Annotated in this window: 19 protein-coding genes; 10 read left to right on the top strand and 9 right to left on the bottom strand. The window is 57.8% G+C overall.

All coding sequences use genetic code 11. The features are described 5' to 3' along the window. Positions 1-246 precede the first annotated feature (246 nt). From efeB to efeU, 3 genes are read right to left on the bottom strand one after another with little or no spacing between them, the layout of a single operon-like run. The gene (gene efeB, locus G0034_RS08030) at positions 247-1,530 is read right to left on the bottom strand and encodes an iron uptake transporter deferrochelatase/peroxidase subunit (protein WP_179120699.1); all 1,284 of its coding nucleotides are present in this window, start codon (positions 1,528-1,530) and stop codon (positions 247-249) included. Between the two features lie 5 nt (positions 1,531-1,535). After that, a complete protein-coding gene (gene efeO / locus G0034_RS08025; protein ID WP_063861552.1) occupies positions 1,536-2,663 on the bottom strand; it encodes an iron uptake system protein EfeO in 1,128 nt (375 codons plus the stop codon). Positions 2,664-2,703: 40 nt separating this feature from the next. Then, on the bottom strand, positions 2,704-3,537 hold the full coding sequence (efeU, locus tag G0034_RS08020) for an iron uptake transporter permease EfeU (protein ID WP_014883318.1): 834 nt from the start codon (positions 3,535-3,537) through the stop codon (positions 2,704-2,706). A 251-nt stretch (positions 3,538-3,788) separates the two neighbouring features. Here efeU and G0034_RS08015 point away from each other — a divergent pair, with 251 nt between their 5' ends. Then, entirely contained in the window at positions 3,789-4,973 is a 1,185-nt protein-coding gene (locus G0034_RS08015; RefSeq protein ID WP_014883317.1) for a NupC/NupG family nucleoside CNT transporter, read from the top strand. Positions 4,974-5,042: 69 nt separating this feature from the next. Here the strand turns inward: G0034_RS08015 and G0034_RS08010 are convergent, their stop codons facing one another. Both G0034_RS08010 and putP read right to left on the bottom strand, forming a co-directional pair. Continuing rightward, the gene (locus G0034_RS08010; RefSeq protein WP_014883316.1) at positions 5,043-5,462 is read right to left on the bottom strand and encodes a DUF3574 domain-containing protein; all 420 of its coding nucleotides are present in this window, start codon (positions 5,460-5,462) and stop codon (positions 5,043-5,045) included. A gap of 117 nt (positions 5,463-5,579) precedes the next feature. Next, positions 5,580-7,088 carry a sodium/proline symporter PutP gene (gene putP, locus G0034_RS08005; protein WP_014883315.1) on the bottom strand — a complete coding sequence of 503 codons (1,509 nt, stop codon included), beginning with the start codon at positions 7,086-7,088 and terminating at the stop codon, positions 5,580-5,582. A 422-nt stretch (positions 7,089-7,510) separates the two neighbouring features. Here putP and putA point away from each other — a divergent pair, with 422 nt between their 5' ends. Together putA and G0034_RS07995 are read left to right on the top strand one after the other, a co-directional pair. Then, complete coding sequence (gene putA, locus G0034_RS08000; RefSeq protein WP_014883314.1) at positions 7,511-11,473, top strand: trifunctional transcriptional regulator/proline dehydrogenase/L-glutamate gamma-semialdehyde dehydrogenase; 3,963 nt, start codon at positions 7,511-7,513, stop codon at positions 11,471-11,473. 102 nt (positions 11,474-11,575) lie between these two features. Continuing rightward, positions 11,576-11,971, top strand: a complete 396-nt coding sequence (locus tag G0034_RS07995) for a lysozyme inhibitor LprI family protein (RefSeq protein ID WP_059373392.1) — start codon at positions 11,576-11,578, stop codon at positions 11,969-11,971. Here the strand turns inward: G0034_RS07995 and rutR are convergent. Further along, complete coding sequence (gene rutR, locus G0034_RS07990) at positions 11,968-12,606, bottom strand: HTH-type transcriptional regulator RutR (RefSeq protein WP_014883312.1); 639 nt, start codon at positions 12,604-12,606, stop codon at positions 11,968-11,970. The two genes, G0034_RS07995 and rutR, sit on opposite strands and share 4 nt — an antisense overlap. 243 nt (positions 12,607-12,849) lie before the next feature. Here rutR and rutA point away from each other — a divergent pair, with 243 nt between their 5' ends. Genes rutA through rutG form a run of 7 tightly spaced genes read left to right on the top strand, consistent with a single transcriptional unit; the run spans position 12,850 to position 18,284 of the window. Continuing rightward, positions 12,850-13,941: a pyrimidine utilization protein A gene (gene rutA, locus G0034_RS07985; RefSeq protein ID WP_014883311.1), complete on the top strand. Its 1,092-nt coding sequence runs from the start codon at positions 12,850-12,852 to the stop codon at positions 13,939-13,941. Beyond that, the gene (gene rutB, locus G0034_RS07980; RefSeq protein WP_014883310.1) at positions 13,941-14,630 is read left to right on the top strand and encodes a pyrimidine utilization protein B; all 690 of its coding nucleotides are present in this window, start codon (positions 13,941-13,943) and stop codon (positions 14,628-14,630) included. Before rutA ends, rutB begins: the two co-directional genes overlap by 1 nt. A gap of 11 nt (positions 14,631-14,641) precedes the next feature. Continuing rightward, on the top strand, positions 14,642-15,028 hold the full coding sequence (gene rutC / locus G0034_RS07975) for a pyrimidine utilization protein C (protein WP_014883309.1): 387 nt from the start codon (positions 14,642-14,644) through the stop codon (positions 15,026-15,028). Between the two features lie 7 nt (positions 15,029-15,035). Continuing rightward, positions 15,036-15,836: a pyrimidine utilization protein D gene (gene rutD, locus G0034_RS07970; RefSeq protein ID WP_069601908.1), complete on the top strand. Its 801-nt coding sequence runs from the start codon at positions 15,036-15,038 to the stop codon at positions 15,834-15,836. A 9-nt stretch (positions 15,837-15,845) separates the two neighbouring features. Next, entirely contained in the window at positions 15,846-16,436 is a 591-nt protein-coding gene (locus tag G0034_RS07965) for a malonic semialdehyde reductase (RefSeq protein WP_014883307.1), read from the top strand. A gap of 9 nt (positions 16,437-16,445) precedes the next feature. Beyond that, positions 16,446-16,940 carry an NADH-dependent FMN reductase RutF gene (gene rutF / locus G0034_RS07960; RefSeq protein ID WP_069601907.1) on the top strand — a complete coding sequence of 165 codons (495 nt, stop codon included), beginning with the start codon at positions 16,446-16,448 and terminating at the stop codon, positions 16,938-16,940. 21 nt (positions 16,941-16,961) lie between these two features. Further along, positions 16,962-18,284 carry a pyrimidine utilization transport protein G gene (gene rutG, locus G0034_RS07955; RefSeq protein WP_179120698.1) on the top strand — a complete coding sequence of 441 codons (1,323 nt, stop codon included), beginning with the start codon at positions 16,962-16,964 and terminating at the stop codon, positions 18,282-18,284. A 73-nt stretch (positions 18,285-18,357) separates the two neighbouring features. Here rutG and G0034_RS07950 read toward each other — a convergent pair whose 3' ends face one another. The 3 genes from G0034_RS07950 to G0034_RS07940 all read right to left on the bottom strand — a co-directional run bounded on the left by G0034_RS07950 (position 18,358) and on the right by G0034_RS07940 (position 20,134). Continuing rightward, a complete protein-coding gene (locus G0034_RS07950) occupies positions 18,358-18,882 on the bottom strand; it encodes a GNAT family N-acetyltransferase (RefSeq protein WP_176450254.1) in 525 nt (174 codons plus the stop codon). Positions 18,883-18,885: 3 nt separating this feature from the next. Beyond that, positions 18,886-19,155, bottom strand: coding sequence for a type II toxin-antitoxin system TacA family antitoxin (locus tag G0034_RS07945; protein WP_014883303.1), 270 nt, complete (start codon positions 19,153-19,155; stop codon positions 18,886-18,888). A 61-nt stretch (positions 19,156-19,216) separates the two neighbouring features. Then, entirely contained in the window at positions 19,217-20,134 is a 918-nt protein-coding gene (locus tag G0034_RS07940; protein ID WP_047028038.1) for a DMT family transporter, read from the bottom strand. Positions 20,135-20,198 lie beyond the last annotated feature (64 nt).

Here is a 20,198-nt window from a genome sequence, read left to right as displayed (position 1 = left end):
TGTCCAGTACAGGACGCAACCATTCGCGATCTCCATAGTGATTCAGCATCACTGCCGGGAACTACCGCTGTCTTATCTTAAGTACATCAGGAGTTATCATAAATGCAACATTTATTTTACCTGATTGCAACTTTTCAGACTGCTCCTGCAGCGGATTCAGTCTTATATAGAAATATTACAGAAATATAACAATATGTTTGTCATAGGAAAAAATAATGTCCCCGCGAACTCTCGCAGGGACAATTATCAGGCTTCAATCAGATCTTGCGCGAGATATGCGTTCCGGTCGCGCACGCCAGGCAGGGCAAAGAAGTAGCCGCCGCCGATGGGTTTTACATACTCTTCCAGCGCTTCGCCGTTTAAGCGCTTCTGCACGGTCAGGAAGCCCTTTTCAAGGTCATGCTGATAGCAGACGAACAGCAGGCCCATATCGAGCTGGCCTGCGTTGGTCACGCCGAGCGAGTAGCTGTAGCCACGACGCATCATCAGGCTGGACTGCGTCTCTTTGGTGCGCGGATTGGCGAGGCGAATATGGCTGTCCAGCGCAATCACATCGCCATTGGGATCGCGGGCATAGTCGGGCACATCATGCTCATGCGTCATACCGAGCGGCGCCCCGCTCTGCTTGTCGCGGCCGAAAATGGTCTGCTGCTCTTTCAGCGGCGTGCGGTCCCAGAACTCCACATGGAACTGGATAATGCGCACCGCCTGGTAGCTGCCGCCGACGGCCCACGCCGGTTCGCCCTGATCCGCCGTCACCCACACCACCTCTTCCATGAGCGCAGCATTACTGCTGTCCGGGTTGGCCGTGCCGTCCTTAAAGCCCAGCAGGTTAACCGGCGTCTCTTTCCCTTTACTGCGCGCAGCGTGGTCAGAGATAAACCCTTCCCGCTTCCAGCGCACGCTGAGCAGATCCGGCGTGTGCTTGATGATATCGCGCAGAGCGTGGATCACCGTGTCCTGGGTATTGGCGCAAATCTGCAGGAGCAGGTCGCCATGACACAACCCCGCGTCGAGGGAATCGTTTGGAAAACGCGTCATTTTTTGCAGCGCTTTCGGCTTCTGCTTTGTGAGGCCGTAGCGGCCATCAAACAGCGACTCCCCGACCGACACGGTAATGGTCAGGTTATCGGGCGCGATAAACGCCCCGAGAATACCGGAGTCCATTGGCGGCAGGCGCGGATTCGGCGTGTCCGGCGCCGGTCCACCTGCGGTCAGAAACGCAATGCGCGCCGTCAGCAGGCGGAACAGACGTTCCAGATCGGCTTTATCGCTGGCCAGCGAATCAAACGCCACCAGCATCATGGAGGCCTGCTGCGGCGTCAGAATGCCCGACTGATGATCGCCGTAAAAAGGCTGCGTCTCCATGCGGGCATTGGGGGACAGCGTGCCAGGTGCGCTTTGCGGTTTCGCCGCATGCGCCACCGGGCAGCCGCCTGCAAGGGCAAGCGCGCCGCCCAGCGCCCCTACCCCTTTTAACAACCGACGACGGGAAGGTTCTACCTCGTCGAATTTGCCATTCTTGTTCATCGTGCTTAGTCCAGACCCAGTACGCCGCGCAGCAGAGAGAGATCTTCCGCCAGGGCGGTAATCGGGCCTTTCAGCGCATTACGGTCGGCGTCGGTCAGCTTATCGTACGTTTCAAATCCGTCTTTGGTGCGGTATTTCGCCAGAATGGTGTCGACTTTTTTGAAGTTGGCATCCACTTTTGCCAGCAGTTCGCTGTTCTCTTTCTGCAGCTGAGGACGCAGCAGATCGACAATTTTCTGCGCACCGTCGACGTTGGCCTGGAAGTCCCAGAGGTCGGTGTGGCTGTAGCGATCTTCTTCACCGCTGATTTTGCTTGCGGCCACTTCTTCAATCAGACCCGCCGCGCCGCCCACCACTTTTGAAGGCGGGAAGGCCAGCTCGCTGATGCGCTTTTGCAGTTCCAGCACGTCGCTGTTCAGCTGTGCGGCGTATTTTTCCATCCCTTTGGTGGTGTTATCGCCAAACACGGCTTTTTCCAGACGGTGGAAGCCGGTGAATTTCGGATCGGCGGCCTTTTGCTCGTAGTCGTCTTCGCGGGCGTCAATGCTGCCATCAAGGTCTGAGAACAGCTCGGCAATCGGCTCGATGCGCTCGTAGTGCTGACGAGCTGGTGCATAAAGGGATTTGGCTTTTTCGATATCACCGGCTTTCACCGCATCGGTAAAGGCTTTCGTGCCCGCCACCAGATCTGCCGTCTCTTTGGTAACGTATGCTTTATAAGCGGTAATCGCGTCACCCAGGCTCAGCACCGCAGCGCCTTTCGCCGCATCCGCCGTCGCTTCACCTTTAACGATCAGCTTACCCTTAGGATTGGTCAGCAGACCGCAGGTCATTTCATACTCGCCCGGCTGCAGGTTGGCAGTCATCTTCTGGCTAAAGCCAGGGGCGATATTTTCACGCTCTTCGACGACCAGTACCCCTTTCAGGATCTCCCACTCCAGCGCCTTCTGGCTGTGGTTCTGAATAATGAACTGGGTTTTACCGCTGTTCACCGTGAGGGTCATCGGCTCGCACTGCTTGTCATTGACGGTCACTTTGACCTGAGGAACATCGGCCCCCCAGGCGGAAAATGCGGAAGCGAACAGCGCGGCAATGCCTGCGCATAACGCACTACGACGGAACTGAATTGCCATGACTCTTCCCTTTAAAAGTATGTTGTAACTAAATCAACTATTACGGCGCGACGCGCGTCGCCTGTGTGCCGGTACGCGGCGGCATCGCAAACAACACCAGCGCCGGCACCAGATAAATAAAGTACATCGCCACTTCGCTCACGCTCGGTGTCTCCTGGTAACCGAAGATACCTTCGAGCAGAGTGCCGGTCAGAGAGTGTGTGGAGAGGACATTGCTGAGATCAAACGCCACGTCCTGGAAGTGGTTCCACAGGCCCGCTTCATGAAAGGCGCGGATCGCCCCAGCCGCCAGCCCCGCGGCGACCAGCAGAATAAACAGGCTGGTCCATTTGAAGAACGCCCCCAGGTTAAGGCGAATACCGCCCCAGTAGAGCAGGAAACCCAGCACGACGGCCGTTGCCAGCCCCAGCACTGCCCCCAGCGGCGGCCAGATGCCTACGTCCTGCTGGAAGGCGGCCAGCAGGAAGAAGACCGATTCCAGCCCTTCACGCGCCACCGCAAAAAAGACCATCATGATCAGCGCCCAGCCGTGATGGTTGCCTTTTTGAAGGGCGTTATCCACCGCCTGCTCCAGCTGGACTTTCACATTGCGGGAGACCTTACGCATCCAGAACACCATCCAGGTCAGGATCACCACCGCAATGACGGCGACGATTCCCTCAAACAGCTCTTGCTCTTTCTGCGGGAACTCGCCGGTGGTTTCGTTGATCAGGATACCCAGGCCCAGGCAGAGCGCCGCGGCGAGGAACACGCCAATCCACATGACGCCAATCCAGCGTCCGCGCTGGGTTCGCTTCAGATAACTGGCGATAAGGCTGACAATCAGAGCCGCTTCGAGCCCTTCACGTAACATAATGAGAAATGGAACAAACATGCCGACACCTTAAATGTTTATCGCGGTCAACTGATGCAAAGAAAGGTAAATTCTTGTGATAGTGATTATCATTACGCCGAGAAGAAAAACAAGCGAAATGTGGGATGTTTTGATGACGAGTTGTAAAAGCGAAGCCTGATAATAGTTGTCAACGTAATCATTACGTTTATAAGTTATAACGAAAATGCCCGTTTACGGTTAATCAGCGCTGTGGCTAAATATCTGCCTCGAAAACCAAGTGAAAATAAACCATGTTTAAGATTATCCATTTCCTGCTGGCGCTGGTGATTATTCTTGCGCTCGCCTGGCTGGTGAGTTTCGACCGCCGAAAAATTCGCATTCGTTATGTTTTACAGCTGATTGTTATTGAGATTGCCCTGGCGTTCTTTTTCCTGCACGCCGAAAGCGGGTTATTCCTGATTAAATACGTTTCCGGCTTCTTTGAATCCCTGCTGAAATTTGCTGGCGAAGGTACCAATTTTGTCTTTGGCGGAATGGGTGAAAAAGGGCTGGCGTTCATTTTCCTTGGCGTGCTTTGCCCGATTATTTTTATTTCCGCATTGATTGGTATTCTCCAGCACTGGCGGATCCTGCCGATTTTTATTCGGGTTATCGGGACGCTGCTGTCAAAACTGAACGGTATGGGCAAGCTGGAATCGTTTAACGCGGTGAGCTCGCTGATCCTCGGCCAGTCGGAAAACTTCATTGCCTACAAAGGCGTGCTGGGGGATCTCTCCTCGCGCCGTCTGTTCACCATGGCTGCGACCGCCATGTCGACCGTTTCCCTGTCGATTGTCGGCGCTTATATGACCATGCTCGACGCCAAATTTGTCGTTGCGGCGCTGATCCTGAACATGTTCAGCACCTTCATTATTCTCTCCGTCATCAATCCGGTGCGTCCGGAAGCGGAGCCGGATATCAAGCTGGAAAAACTGCATGAATCCCAGAGCTTCTTCGAAATGCTCGGGGAGTATATTCTGGCCGGTTTTAAGGTAGCGATGATTATTCTGGCGATGCTGATTGGCTTTATCGCGCTTATTAGCGCCGTTAACGCCCTCTTCTCCAGCGTATTCGGCATGAGCTTCCAGCAGATTTTAGGTTATGTGTTTTATCCGCTGGCGTGGCTCATCGGTATTCCGCTGAGTGATGCGCTCAACGCCGGCAGTATTATGGCAACCAAGCTGGTGGCAAATGAATTTGTGGCGATGATTGAGCTGCAAAAAATTGCCCATCAGATGTCACCGCGCGGGCTGGGCATTTTATCCGTCTTCCTGGTGTCGTTCGCTAACTTCGCGTCTATTGGTATCGTCGCAGGCGCCATCAAGGGCCTGAACGAGCGGCAGGGGAACGTGGTTTCGCGGTTTGGTCTGCGCCTGGTGTACGGCGCGACGCTGGTGAGCCTGCTGTCGGCGAGCTTTGCGGGATTAGTGTTGTAAGTTTTGTGCGGTTTGTGCCCGGTGGCGGCTACGCCTTACCGGGCCTACAAAACTATCCCGCCATTTTGCTTAAAACTGCACGCACACCGGCTGATCGACCCGCATCACCGACTCCTGCGCGAAGCGAGATTTATAAATCCCGCGCAACGCTTCGATATTCTTCTCGCTCTGCGCGTCTTTACCGTGGATCAGCATCAACGCTTTGCTCGGCTCGCGCGCCACTTTCCCGTCATTCCCCAGCCACTGGCCACGTGCATCAAACACCGTTAAGCCGTCCCGAAAGCGCGGCGTCACGTCCTGGTCAACAAACTGCTGCCACTCGTTGCCGGTGATCTGCGCTCCGGCCGGACGATTCAGTCCGAAATAAAGCGTGGTTTGCTGCATCTGGTTATCTGCTTTGCAGGTCTCCATTGCCGCGTGTTGCGCGGGTGCGTTGCAGCCTGCGAGCATCAATAATGCCGCCGCCATAAGCCCTGTTTTGATGGTCATTGTTCGCTATCCTCATTGTTATAAGTGCAGCGATATCAACGTAATTTACGCATTTTGGCAAGAAAAAAGCCGGGTCGCGCTAGCGCTTACCCGGCTTACAGGAGGGAATAGGTTTTTTTACTCAGCCTGAAGCTTCGTCGGTGGTGCAGTGTGGTAGTGCGCGTCCGCTTCCGCAAAGCGTTTCTGCATGGAGGCAGACGGTGCTTTACCCAGCAGGCTGAACACCACAATACCGATGCTGCCGAAGATGAAGCCCGGGATGATTTCGTACAGACCCAGCCACGCGAACTGCTTCCAGACGATAACGGTCACCGCTCCGATGATCATCCCCGCCAGCGCGCCGTTGCGGGTCATGCGTGACCACAGAACGGAGAACAGAACCACCGGACCAAACGCCGCACCAAAGCCCGCCCACGCATAGCTCACAAGACCCAGAACGCGGTTATCAGGATTGGCCGCCAGCGCGATGGCAATCAGCGCCACTAACAGCACCATAAAGCGCCCGACCCATACCAGCTCTTTCTGGCTCGCACCTTTACGCAGGAAAGCTTTGTAGAGATCTTCGGTAATCGCACTGGAGCAGACCAGCAGCTGGCAGCTCAGAGTCGACATCACCGCCGCCAGAATTGCGGAGAGCAGAATACCGGCAATCCACGGGTTGAACAGAATGCCCGCCAGTTCGATGAACACACGCTCGGCATTCTGGTTTACTGCACCTGCCTGCGCCGGGTTATTGTTGAAGTAAGCGATGCCGAAGAAGCCAACCGCACAGGCACCCGCCAGACAGAGGATCATCCACGTCATACTGATACGACGGGCATGAACAATCGTGTGGTGAGAGTCAGCGGCCATAAAGCGCGCCAGAATGTGCGGCTGACCAAAGTAGCCCAGACCCCAGCCCATCAGAGAGACGATGGCCACGAAGTTCAGCCCTTTCAGCATGTCGACGTTTTCAATGCTCTTCTGCTTGATCACTTCCAGCGATTCACCGAAGCCGCCAACGGTGAAAATCACAATCACCGGGGTCAGGATCAGGGCGAAGATCATCAGGCTCGCCTGCACGGTGTCGGTCCAGCTTACCGCCAGGAATCCGCCCACGAAGGTATAGAGAATGGTCGCCGCGGCACCTGCCCACAGCGCGGTTTCATAGCTCATGCCGAAGGTGCTCTCAAACAGACGCGCGCCCGCCACGATGCCGGAAGCACAGTAGATGGTGAAGAACAGCAGAATCACCACCGCGGAGATAATGCGCAGAATGCGGCTGTTATCTTCAAAACGTCCGGTGAAGTAATCCGGCAGCGTCAGGGCATTGTTGTTCGCTTCGGTATGCACGCGCAGACGGCCTGCTACCAGCTTCCAGTTGATCCACGCCCCAAGGGTCAGGCCGATGGCAATCCAGCTTTCAGAGATACCGGAGATGAAAATCGCGCCCGGTAACCCCATCAGCAGCCAGCCGCTCATATCGGATGCGCCCGCAGACAGCGCGGTCACCATCGGGCCTAAACTGCGGCCGCCGAGAATGTAGTCGTCAAAGTTCTTTGTTGAACGCCATGCCAAAAACCCTATCAGGATCATGCCAAAAATATAAACGAGAAATGTCACCAGCATCGGTGTGCTAATAGCCATTCAAATTCTCCAAAATGTCGAGCGACAACCGTCCGGGTTGCCTTGTTATGTCATCACCGGAACGTAGTGATGTGTGTATGTGTTTCCATTGGGCGCGCTATCCTGCCGTATGCGCATCCCGCTGACAAACGATTTAACACTGCATTTACATCAAATTCATCCCCGGTTTGATACGAGTTTCCTATAGGTTGCACTCGCTCACACTTATACGGGTTGCACCTTTTAAAAGTGTTAAGTACCGCATAAAAACAGGCTTCTCATGCAGAAGCCAGTGCTTTTTTCCAGCTAACCAATCATTAACAATCCATTCATTTTCTGGGTTGCAAACCAGGTCACATTTAACACGGTTGCACAAAGTTGCAACATGGTGGATATTTCATGCCATCTACAAAACGCGATTACAGAACAACAGGAGTTTTGGCATGGGGATGACCACCATGGGGGTTAAGCTGGATGACGCTACCCGCGAACGGATTAAAACCGCAGCGACCCGCATTGACCGCACACCGCACTGGTTAATCAAGCAGGCGATTTTTAACTATCTGGAAAGACTGGAGAGCGACGAAGGCCTGCCAGAACTGCCTGCCCTGCTGGCGGGTGCCGCCAATGAAAGCGAGGATGCACCCGCCGCTGGTGACGAAAGCCACCAGCCGTTCCTCGAGTTCGCCGAGCAGATCCTGCCGCAGTCCGTCAGCCGTGCCGCCATTACCGGCGCTTACCGTCGTGCCGAAACCGACGCCGTGCCGATGCTGCTGGAGCAGGCCCGCCTGCCGGAAGCCATTGCCGCCCAGGCGCACAGCCTGGCGTATCAGCTGGCCGACAAGCTGCGCAACCAAAAAACCGCCACCGGCCGCGCCGGCATGGTGCAGGGTCTGCTGCAGGAGTTTTCCCTCTCTTCACAGGAAGGCGTGGCGCTGATGTGTCTGGCGGAAGCGCTGCTGCGTATTCCGGATAAAGCCACCCGCGACGCGTTAATCCGCGACAAGATCAGCAACGGCAACTGGCATTCGCACATTGGCCGCAGCCCGTCCCTGTTCGTTAACGCCGCAACCTGGGGCCTGCTGTTTACCGGCAAACTGGTCTCAACCCATAACGAAGCCAACCTGTCACGCTCTTTGAACCGCATCATCGGTAAGAGCGGCGAGCCGCTGATCCGCAAAGGCGTGGACATGGCGATGCGCCTGATGGGCGAGCAGTTCGTGACCGGCGAAACCATTGCCGAAGCGCTGGCGAACGCCCGCAAGCTGGAAGACAAAGGTTTCCGCTACTCGTATGACATGCTCGGTGAAGCGGCCCTGACTGCCGCCGACGCGCAGGCCTACATGGTCTCTTATCAGCAGGCGATCCACGCCATCGGTAAAGCCTCTAACGGCCGCGGTATTTATGAAGGTCCGGGTATCTCTATCAAACTGTCCGCCCTGCACCCGCGCTACAGCCGCGCGCAGTACGACCGCGTGATGGAGGAGCTTTACCCGCGCCTGAAGTCCCTGACCCTGCTGGCGCGCCAGTATGACATCGGCATCAATATCGACGCCGAAGAGGCCGACCGTCTGGAGATCTCCCTCGATCTGCTGGAAAAACTGTGCTTCGAGCCAGAGCTGGCGGGCTGGAACGGCATTGGCTTCGTTATCCAGGCGTACCAGAAGCGCTGCCCGTTCGTCATTGATTATCTGATTGACCTGGCAAGCCGCAGCCGTCGCCGCCTGATGATCCGCCTCGTGAAAGGTGCCTACTGGGACAGCGAAATCAAACGCGCCCAGATGGAAGGTCTGGAAGGCTATCCGGTCTATACCCGTAAGGTCTACACCGACGTCTCTTACCTCGCCTGTGCGAAAAAACTGCTCGGCGTGCCGAACCTGATCTACCCGCAGTTCGCTACCCATAACGCCCACACCCTGGCGGCAATCTACAGCCTGGCGGGTCAAAACTATTATCCTGGCCAGTACGAGTTCCAGTGCCTGCACGGCATGGGTGAACCGCTTTACGAGCAGGTGACCGGTAAGGTAGCGGATGGCAAGCTGAACCGCCCATGCCGCATTTATGCGCCGGTAGGTACGCACGAAACGCTGCTGGCGTACCTGGTGCGTCGTCTGCTGGAAAACGGCGCGAATACCTCCTTCGTAAACCGCATCGCCGACACCACGCTGCCGCTCGACGAGCTGGTGGCCGATCCGGTGCAGGCCGTTGAGAAGATGGCGGCCCAGGAAGGTCAGATTGGTCTGCCGCATCCGAAGATTGCCCTGCCGCGCGAGCTGTATGGCGCAGGCCGCGTCAACTCTGCGGGTCTGGACCTGGCGAACGAACATCGTCTGGCGTCCCTCTCCTCTGCCCTGCTCAACAGCGCGCTGCAGAAATGGCAGGCGAAACCGATCCTTGAGCAGTCCGTCGAGGACGGTGAAATGCAGCCGGTTATCAACCCGGCAGAGCCAAAAGATATCGTCGGCTATGTACGCGAAGCCACCGAAGCGGAAGTGGATCAGGCGCTGGACAGTGCGGTCAACAACGCGCCAATCTGGTTTGCCACCCCGCCGCAGGAGCGTGCCGCAATTCTGGAGCGTGCTGCCGTGCTGATGGAAGATCAGATGCAGTCGCTTATCGGCATTCTGGTGCGTGAAGCAGGTAAAACCTTCAGCAACGCTATCGCCGAAGTGCGTGAGGCCGTGGACTTCCTGCACTACTACGCGGGTCAGGTGCGCGATGATTTCGATAACGAAACCCACCGTCCGCTCGGACCGGTCGTGTGTATCAGCCCGTGGAACTTCCCGCTGGCTATTTTTACCGGCCAGATTGCCGCCGCCCTTGCCGCAGGTAACAGCGTGCTGGCCAAACCGGCAGAGCAGACCCCGCTGATTGCCGCGCAGGGCATCAACATCCTTCTGGAAGCCGGCGTACCTGCGGGCGTGGTCCAGCTGCTGCCAGGCCGCGGCGAAACGGTCGGCGCTAAACTGACCTCCGATAACCGCGTACGCGGCGTGATGTTTACCGGCTCGACCGAAGTTGCCTCTCTGCTGCAGCGCAACATTGCTACCCGTCTGGATGCGCAGGGTCGTCCTACCCCGCTCATCGCGGAAACCGGCGGCATGAACGCCATGATCGTTGACTCCTCTGCCCTCACCGAACAGGTGGTGGTTGACGTGCTGGCCTCGGCGTTCGACAGCGCCGGTCAACGCTGCTCCGCCCTGCGCGTACTGTGCCTGCAGGATGACGTGGCCGACCACACGCTGAAGATGCTGCGCGGCGCGATGGCCGAATGCCGTATGGGCAACCCGGGGCGTCTCACCACCGACATCGGCCCGGTGATTGACGCGGAAGCTAAAGCCAATATCGAAAACCACATCCAGACCATGCGCGCCAAAGGCCGTCCGGTGTTCCAGGCGGTGCGTGAGAACAGCGAAGATGCCCGCGAGTGGCAGACCGGCACCTTCGTGCCGCCAACGCTGATTGAGCTGGCAAGCTTCGACGAGCTGAAAAAAGAGGTCTTCGGTCCGGTGCTGCACGTGGTGCGTTACAACCGTAACAACCTTAATGAACTGATCGATCAGATCAACGCCTCCGGCTATGGCCTGACGCTTGGCGTACACACCCGTATCGACGAAACCATCGCGCAGGTGACCGGCAGCGCCAAAGTGGGCAACCTGTACGTTAACCGCAACATGGTCGGCGCGGTCGTGGGCGTGCAGCCGTTCGGCGGTGAAGGTTTGTCCGGCACCGGTCCGAAAGCGGGCGGTCCGCTTTACCTGTACCGTCTGCTGGCGAACCGTCCAGAGAACGCGCTGGGCGTGACGCTGGCACGTCAGGACGCAGACTATCCGGTCGACGCGCAGCTGAAAACCGTGCTGACGCAGCCGCTTGAAGCGCTGATCGCCTGGGCGGAAAAACGTCCTGAACTGCGTGCCATTGCGCAGCAGTACGGCGAGCTGGCGCAGGCTGGCACGCAGCGTCTGCTTCCGGGGCCAACCGGCGAGCGCAACACCTGGACGCTGATGCCGCGCGAGCACGTACTCTGCGTAGCGGATAACGAGCAGGATGCGCTGGTACAGCTGGCTGCCGCGATGGCAACCGGATGTGAAGTGCTGTGGCCGGAAGATGCGCTGCATCGCGACCTGGCAAAACAGCTGCCAAAAGCCGTTTCAGCCCGCATTCGCTTCGCGAAGGCCGATGCGCTGCTGACGCAGCCGTTTGACGCCGTGATTTATCACGGTGATTCCGACCAGCTGCGCGAACTGTGCGAACAGGTGGCGGCCCGCAGCGGGGCGATTGTTTCGGTACAGGGCTTTGCGCGTGGGGAAACCAACCTGCTGCTGGAGCGTCTGTACGTGGAGCGTTCGCTCAGCGTCAACACCGCGGCGGCGGGCGGTAACGCCAGCCTGATGACCATCGGTTAATCGTGTAAACTCTCCCCGGTGGCGCTACGCTTACCGGGGCTACAAAGAATCGTAGGCCGGATATGCATAGCGCATCCGGCTTTTTTTTACACGGAGGGGATGATGAAAAGAGTATTTCTCGCAGGTGCCGCACTGCTGTTGAGCACCAGCGCGCTGGCCAACGAGTGCGACAACGCCACCACCCAGCTTGAACTGAACACCTGTAGCGCGCAGCAGTACAAGGCGGCGGATAAGAAGCTCAACGCGACGTATCAGGCCGCTATCAAACGTGCGGCAGCCCCCCAGCGTGACCTGCTAAAAAAAGCGCAGCAGGCGTGGATTACCCTGCGGGATGCAGACTGCACGTTTATCGGTTCGGGTACGGAAGGTGGAAGCATTCAGCCAATGATTGTCAATCAGTGCCTGGCAGAGAAAACCGCGGAGCGAGAAGCGTTTCTGGCCTCGCTGATGCAATGTGAAGAGGGCGATTTAAGCTGCCCTCTCCCGCCGGGAAACTAACGCACGCGGATCCCTTCGATAATCATCCGCTGTACGTTTTCCAGAGTGCTGTGGAAAAACGCTTCATCCTGGAGCGTTTTCCCGGTCACCGCCTCGACCTGGGCCGCAAAGTCAGCGTAATGCTGGGTGGCGGCCCAAATCATAAAGATCAAATGCTGCGGATCGACCGGCGCCAGCTTTCCGCTGGCGACCCACCCGGCAATAATCGCCGACTTATCGTCCACCAGCTGCTTTAAATCCCCCGTCAGCTCAGCCTGCAACAGCGGCGCGCCCTGCAGCATCTCAAGACAAAACAGGCGCGACGCCTGCGGGTAATCGCGTGACACCTCCAGCTTAAGGCGGATGTACTCTTTGATCGCCACCAGCGGGGCCAGCTCTGCGCGGAACGCTTTCAGGGGCGCCAGCCAGATATCGAGGATCTGCTGCATCACCGCCACATAGAGCGCCTCTTTCGACGGGTAGTAGTAGAGCAGATTGGTTTTGGAAACCCCGGACTGCTCCGCTACCTGCTCCAGCCGCGTGCCGTGAATGCCAAACTGTGAAAACGTCTCCAGCGCCGCGCTGAGAATAGCCTGCTTCTTGGCGCTGACTGCCTGTGACCGTTTACCTGGTGTTTTCACTGCGCCTTGTGTCATTCCCGCTCTCCTTATTCTGCGTTGCCCTCAGCATAGCAAAACCCCCGTCTCGCCACGACATTCTGCACTCCCATCGCGCATGAATGCCTGTTTTCTGTGCAATGTTTTTGACCAGTTAGTCCACTTTTGACCACATCAATACGCCAACCTTCGATTAACACATTAATAACAAAGTCATTTTCAAAACTGGCACTCCCTTTGCAAAAACGCCAGTACCTGCAACGTAGTGAAGAGAGGTTCGTGATGAAAATTGGCGTATTTGTACCTATCGGCAACAACGGCTGGCTTATCTCGACCACTGCCCCGCAATACATGCCGACCTTTGAGCTGAATAAAGCCATCGTGCAAAAAGCGGAGCACTACCATTTCGACTTTGCACTTTCGATGATCAAGCTGCGCGGCTTTGGCGGCAAAACAGAATTCTGGGATCACAACCTGGAGTCCTTCACCCTGATGGCAGGACTGGCCGCTGTCACCTCGCGGATTCAGATCTACGCTACCGCCGCCACGCTCACCCTGCCCCCGGCGATCGTCGCGCGCATGGCCTCCACCATCGACTCGATCTCCGGAGGACGCTTTGGCGTGAACCTGGTGACCGGCTGGCAAAAGCCGGAGTACGAGCAGATGGGGCTCTGGCCGGGTGACGATTACTTCTCGCGTCGCTACGACTACCTGACCGAATACGTGCAGGTCCTGCGCGATCTCTGGGGCACCGGCAAAAGCGATTTCAAAGGTGACTTCTTCACCATGAACGACTGCCGCGTCAGCCCGCAACCGTCGGTGCCGATGAAAGTGATCTGCGCCGGGCAGAGCGACGCGGGGATGGAATTCTCCGCCAAATACGCCGACTTTAACTTCTGCTTCGGGAAAGGCGTTAACACCCCTGCCGCTTTCGCCCCCACCGCGGCGCGCATGAAAGAGGCTGCCGACAAAACCGGGCGCGACGTGGGCTCCTACGTGCTCTTTATGGTGATTGCCGACGAAACCGACGAGGCCGCACGCGCGAAATGGGAGTGTTACAAAGACGGTGCCGACGAGGAGGCCCTGAGCTGGCTTACCGAGCAGAGCCAGAAAGATACCCGTTCCGGTGCAGACACCAACGTCCGCCAGATGGCTGACCCCACCTCCGCCGTCAATATCAATATGGGCACGCTGGTTGGATCCTATGCCAGCGTTGCCAGAATGCTCGACGAAGTCGCCGCCGTACCCGGCGCAGAGGGCGTTCTGCTGACCTTCGATGATTTCCTCACCGGTGTGGAAACCTTCGGCGAGCGCATCCAGCCGCTGATGCAATGCCGCGCCCACATTCCTGCCGTCACGAAGGAGGTTGCGTAATGACGACCTTAAACGCTCGCCCGGAAGCCATTACCTTTGCGCCGCAGCAGAGCGCGCTGATCGTGGTGGACATGCAAAACGCCTACGCCAGTAAAGGGGGTTATCTGGATCTGGCGGGGTTCGACGTCTCCGCCACGCAGCCGGTCATTGCGAACATCAACACCGCCGTCAGCGCCGCACGGGAAGCCGGCATGCTCATCGTCTGGTTCCAGAACGGCTGGGACGACCAGTACGTGGAGGCCGGTGGCCCCGGCTCGCCCAACTTCCACAAGTCCAACGCCCTGAAAACGATGCGCAAAAACCCTGAACTGCAGGGCAAGCTGCTGGCAAAAGGCGGCTGGGATTATCAGCTGGTGGACGAGCTGGTCCCGCAGGCAGGTGATATTGTCTTGCCCAAACCGCGCTACAGCGGCTTTTTCAACACCCCGCTCGACAGCCTGCTGCGCAGCCGGGGCATTCGTCACCTGGTCTTTACCGGCATCGCCACCAACGTTTGTGTGGAGTCGACCCTGCGCGACGGCTTTTTCCTTGAGTATTTTGGCGTGGTGCTGGAAGACGCGACCCATCAGGCCGGGCCGGAATTCGCGCAGAAAGCGGCCCTGTTCAATATCGAAACCTTTTTTGGCTGGGTGAGTAACGTCGCAGCGTTCTGCGATGCCCTGAATCCGCCGCTCGCCCGTATCGCCTGAGGAGAACAACGATGCCGAAATCCGTGATTATTCCGCCGGGCACCAGCACACCGATTGCCCCGTTTGTCCCCGGAACGCTCGCCGACGGCGTGGTGTATGTCTCCGGTACGCTGCCGTTTGATAAAGACAACAACGTGGTGTTTATCAACGACCCAAAGGCACAAACCCGCCACGTGCTGGAGACGATCAAAAGCGTGATCGAAACGGCGGGTGGCACGATGGAGGATGTGACCTTCAACAGCATCTTTATCACCGACTGGAAAAACTACGCCGCGATTAACGAGATCTACGCCGAGTTCTTCCCCGGCGATAAGCCGGCCCGGTTCTGTATACAGTGCGGGCTGGTGAAGCCTGACGCGCTGGTTGAAATTGCCACCGTTGCGCACATTGCGAAGTGAGGCGGCCATGAAACTCTCCGTCTCACCGCCCCCGTATGAGGGGGCACCCGTGGTAGTCCTCATTGCCGGTCTCGGCGGCAGCGGCAGCTACTGGCTGCCCCAGCTGGCCGCGCTGGAGCCGGAGTATCAGGTGGTGTGCTATGACCAGCGGGGGACGGGTAATAACCGCGACACCCTGCCGGAAGGCTATAGCCTGGCGCAAATGGCGGACGAACTGGCCATAGCGCTGGCTGAAGCCGGAATTGCCCGCTACTGCGTGGTCGGTCATGCGCTGGGCGCGCTGATCGGGCTACAGCTGGCCCTCGACAGACCTGATGCGCTCACCGCGCTGGTGTGCGTCAACGGCTGGCTAACCCTCAACGCCCATACCCGACGCTGTTTTCAGATCCGCGAGCGTTTGCTGCATTCCGGCGGCGCGCAGGCGTGGGTAGAGGCGCAGCCGCTGTTTCTCTACCCGGCAGACTGGATGGCTGCTCGTGCGCCCCGCCTGGAGGCCGAAGAAGCGCTGGCGCTGGCCCATTTCCAGGGCAAAAGCAACCTGCTGCACAGGCTCAGCGCCCTGAAGAAAGCGGATTTCACCCGCCACGCCGCGCGTATTCATTGTCCGGTACACCTCATCTGTTCCGCCGACGACATGCTGGTACCCTCTGTCTGCTCGACTGAGCTACAGGCGGCTCTCCCACGCAGCCACAGCGTGGTCATGCGCCAGGGCGGGCATGCCTGCAACGTCACCGAACCGAACACCTTTAACACCCTGCTGCTGAACGGGCTTGCCAGCCTGCTGCACAGTCATGAACCCGCTTTATAAGGAACTTTAATGAGCGAAGCCATTAATCCTGCGGCGCGCGAAACGCTATTCACCGGCGCCCGTACCCACAACGGCTGGCAGAATCTGCCCGTCAGCGACGAGACGCTGCGCGAAATCTACGACCTGATGAAATGGGGCCCAACCTCCGCCAACTGCTCCCCGGCGCGAATCGTGTTTGTGCGCAGCGCAGAGGGAAAAGAGAAGCTGCGCCCGGCGCTCTCCAGCGGCAATCTGGAAAAAACGCTCACCGCGCCGGTCACGGCGATTGTTGCCTGGGACAGCGAGTTTTATGAGCGCCTGCCGGAACTGTTCCCGCACGGCGATGCCAGAAGCTGGTTTACCACCAGCCCGGCGCTCGCCGAAGAGACGGCATTTCGCAACAGCTCAATGCAGGCTGCTTACCTGATTTTCGCCTGTCGCGCCCTCGGGCTGGACACCGGCCCGATGTCAGGCTTTGACCGACAAAAGGTCGACGAGGCCTTTTTCACCGGCACGCTGCTTAAAAGCAATCTGCTGATCAACATTGGCTATGGTGATACGAACAAACTTTACGGACGCCTGCCGCGTCTGGCGTTCGAAGATGCCTGCGGGCTGGCGTAAGGAGCAATCATGACGACACCGGATAAACAAACCTTTCGCGACGCCATGGCCTGCGTCGGCGCGGCAGTCAACATCATCACCACCGACGGCCCGGCGGGAATGGCGGGATTCACTGCCAGCGCGGTGTGCAGCGTCACGGATTCGCCTCCCACCCTGCTGGTATGCCTGAACCGCGGCGCGTCCGTCTGGCCGACGTTTAGCGAAAACCGCACGCTGTGCGTGAACACCCTGAGCGCCGGACAAGAGCCGCTATCCAACCTGTTTGGCGGCAAAACGCCAATGGAGACGCGCTTTGCCGCCGCCCGCTGGCAAACGGGCGACACGGGGTGTCCGCGTCTGGAGGATGCGCTGGCCTCGTTTGACTGCCGCATCAGCCAGGTGGTGAGCGTCGGTACCCACGACATTCTGTTTTGCGACATTGTTTCGATTGCTCGCCACCCCGCGCCGCAAGGGCTGGTGTGGTTTGACCGCGGCTACCACGCGCTTATGCGACCCGCCTGCTAAGGCGCTTTAAGGAGACAGACCATGTTCGGATTTCCCCACTGGCAGTTGAAATCGACCACCACAGAAGCAGGCGTGATCGCGCCGGATGAACGACTCCCGCTCGGACAAACGATGGTGATGGGCGTCCAGCATGCAGTCGCGATGTTTGGTGCGACCGTACTCATGCCGATGCTAATGGGGCTTGATCCCAACCTGTCGATTCTGATGTCGGGTATCGGCACCCTGCTGTTCTTTTTTGTCACCGGTGGGCGCGTGCCCAGCTATCTGGGCTCCAGCGCCGCGTTTGTCGGGGTGGTTATCGCCACAACCGGATTTAACGGCCAGGGGATCAACCCTAACCTGAGCGTGGCGCTCGGCGGCATCATCGCCTGCGGCCTGGTCTATACCCTGATTGGTCTGGTGGTGATGAAGATTGGCACGCGCTGGATCGAACGCATGATGCCTCCCGTGGTGACCGGTGCCGTCGTCATGGCGATTGGCCTGAACCTGGCGCCGATCGCGGTGAAAAGCGTCTCCGGCTCGCCGTTTGAAAGCTGGATGGCGGTGATCACCGTGCTGTGTATCGGCCTGGTGGCGGTGTTTACGCGCGGGATGATCCAGCGTCTGCTGATTCTGGTCGGGCTGATTGTCGCCTGTCTGGTTTACGCTCTGCTGGCGAACGTTTTCGGTCTCGGCAAGCCGGTCGATTTTACCCTGCTCCATCAGGCTGCCTGGTTTGGCCTGCCGCAGGTCACTTCCCCCACCTTTAACACCCAGGCAATGATGCTTATCGCACCGGTGGCGGTGATCCTGGTGGCGGAGAACTTAGGTCACCTGAAGGCGGTCACGGGAATGACCGGCCGCAGTATGGACCCGTACATGGGCCGGGCATTTGTCGGTGACGGTCTGGCAACCATGATCTCCGGCTCCGTGGGCGGCAGCGGCGTCACCACCTATGCCGAAAATATCGGCGTGATGGCGGTGACCAAAGTCTACTCGACGCTGGTCTTCGTCGCGGCAGCGGCGATGGCGATACTGCTTGGTTTCTCTCCGAAGTTCGGCGCGCTGATCCACACCATTCCGTCGCCGGTCATCGGCGGGGCATCGATTGTGGTATTTGGGCTGATCGCCGTGGCCGGGGCGCGTATCTGGGTGCAGCATCGGGTCGATCTGAGCCAGAACAGCAACCTGATTATGGTGGCGGTCACGCTGGTGCTGGGCGCGGGCGATTTCGCGCTAACGCTGGGCGGATTTACAATTGGTGGGATCGGCACGGCAACGTTCGGGGCAATTCTGCTTAACGCCCTGCTGAGCCGCCGTATGGGCGCAGCACCGCAGGGTGAGGTGGTGCATCAGGATTCGTAAAATCTTGACGTCGGGTAATAGTCACACCTTACCCGACCATAATCTTGCGTACTATCAAAAGGCAGTACAACGATCACGCCTGCTCAAAGAGTTGTTCGATAGATTTTGTGGGGAAGAAAAGAGAATGGCTGTTTTCACCTGTCAGCGGAATAAAACCCTGCTTCAGATAGAATCGTTTTGCCTGTTCATTGAGAGCATCAACAAAGATTCCGTGTACCCCTACCGCCTGCGATGCCAGATACACAACGCGCATAGCATGTGCGACGAGCGTTGTTCCCCACTCCTTTCCCTGTAGATCTTTATGCACAGCCAGACGCCCCAGCGTCACACTGGGTACGTTGACATAGGGGATCCGACGCTGCTGGGTCTTAGAAGGAAGCATCGCTTTTTCAAAGCAGCTTCCGGACAACGTGTAATAGCCCAGCACACGCGGATGGTCACGATCTTTAAGCAGGTAACCTCGCAATATCCGTCCCTTGTGCTGACGCACCAGATGTTCCGTCAGGAAGGCATTTAGCGAGGGTTCACCACAATCGAAGCCCCTGAAATCGTAATCACTTCCCTCTGAAAACATTTCGATCGTGAGATTTGCCACGATGCTTCACTCCATGTTTCGAAGACGTTTTGCCGCTCGCTTCAGGCGTTCATTTGGCTCTGGCGGATTGTCGATGGCGTCCATCACCGCATTCCATGATGACTCGTTTAATACGAGACGCCGATGTTGTTCGATGACTTCAGCAGCGCGTTCTGACGCACTGTTCACCATAAACTGGGTGATTGTCTGGTTCGTCATCGCCGCCGCTTCTTCAATCATTGTTTTGTCTTCGTCCGTTAAGCGAAGATCGATACGCTGTTTTTTAAGTGCTGGCATGGTTTACATCACCGTGTACGGTATTTATCCGTACATATCCTGGACTAATCCGCTCCGTTTTTCAATCACAACCTTTTTCTGTCGTCAGATCGCTCACCTCAATCCGGCGTTTTCTGAGCTTCAGCTCGCTCACCAGCACCCCGGCGACAATAAATGCCGCACCGACCAGGGCCAGCAGCGGCAAGCGCTCTCCGGCGAGGCGACCAAAAATCCCCGCCCATACCGGTTCGCCGGTGTAGATCACCGTTGCCCGCGTCGGGGAGACGCTGCGCTGCGCCCAGTTCATGGTGACCTGAATAATGGCGCTGAAGATGCCCAGCCCCAACGCGACCACGATCAGACCGGTAGACATCGGCGGCACGGACTCTCCGGCCGGTACCATCGTCGCAAACGCCACCAGCGAGGCCGTGGCGAGCTGGACCACCGTCACGCGCTTGACGTCCACCTTGCCCGCCCAGGCGCTAATCAGAATAATTTCCGCCGCAATGGCAATCGCCCCGACGAGGGTAATGATCTCGCCCGGTCCCAGTGCCAGCAGGTTATTTTCCGGCCCGGCCAGCAAAATCAGGCCGATAAATGCCAGCACGATACCGATGCAGGACATCATCCCCGGCAGCCGTCCCAGGCAAAGCCACTGCAGGAGCGGTACCAGCGGTACATACATGGCGGTGATAAATGCCGATTTGCTGCTGGAGATAGTCTGTAATCCCCATGTCTGCAGGCTGTAGCCCATTGCAATCGCCACCCCGATCGCCACCCCGGCCTTCAGCTCTTTAAGGGTTAATCCGCGCAGGGATTTTAGCGATACGAGCGCCACGGCTATCGCCGCCGTCGCAAAGCGCAGACCAACAAAAAAGAACGGATCGCTCAGCGTTACCGCGTACTGGACGGCCAGAAACGTCCCGCCCCAGAACATGGTGATGAGAATAAGGATGGCTTCCTGCGGTTTTACGGAGAATTTAAAGCGTGAGACAGACATGCGACACCAGCAAATGAGAACAATTCTGTAGTGTGCGTCGCCTTTGGTTACAGTTCAATGTTGC

This window comes from Enterobacter sp. T2 (assembly GCF_010692925.1).
Taxonomy (GTDB): Bacteria; Pseudomonadota; Gammaproteobacteria; order Enterobacterales; family Enterobacteriaceae; genus Enterobacter; species Enterobacter kobei.
This window is presented reverse-complemented; position numbering and strand designations above follow the sequence as displayed.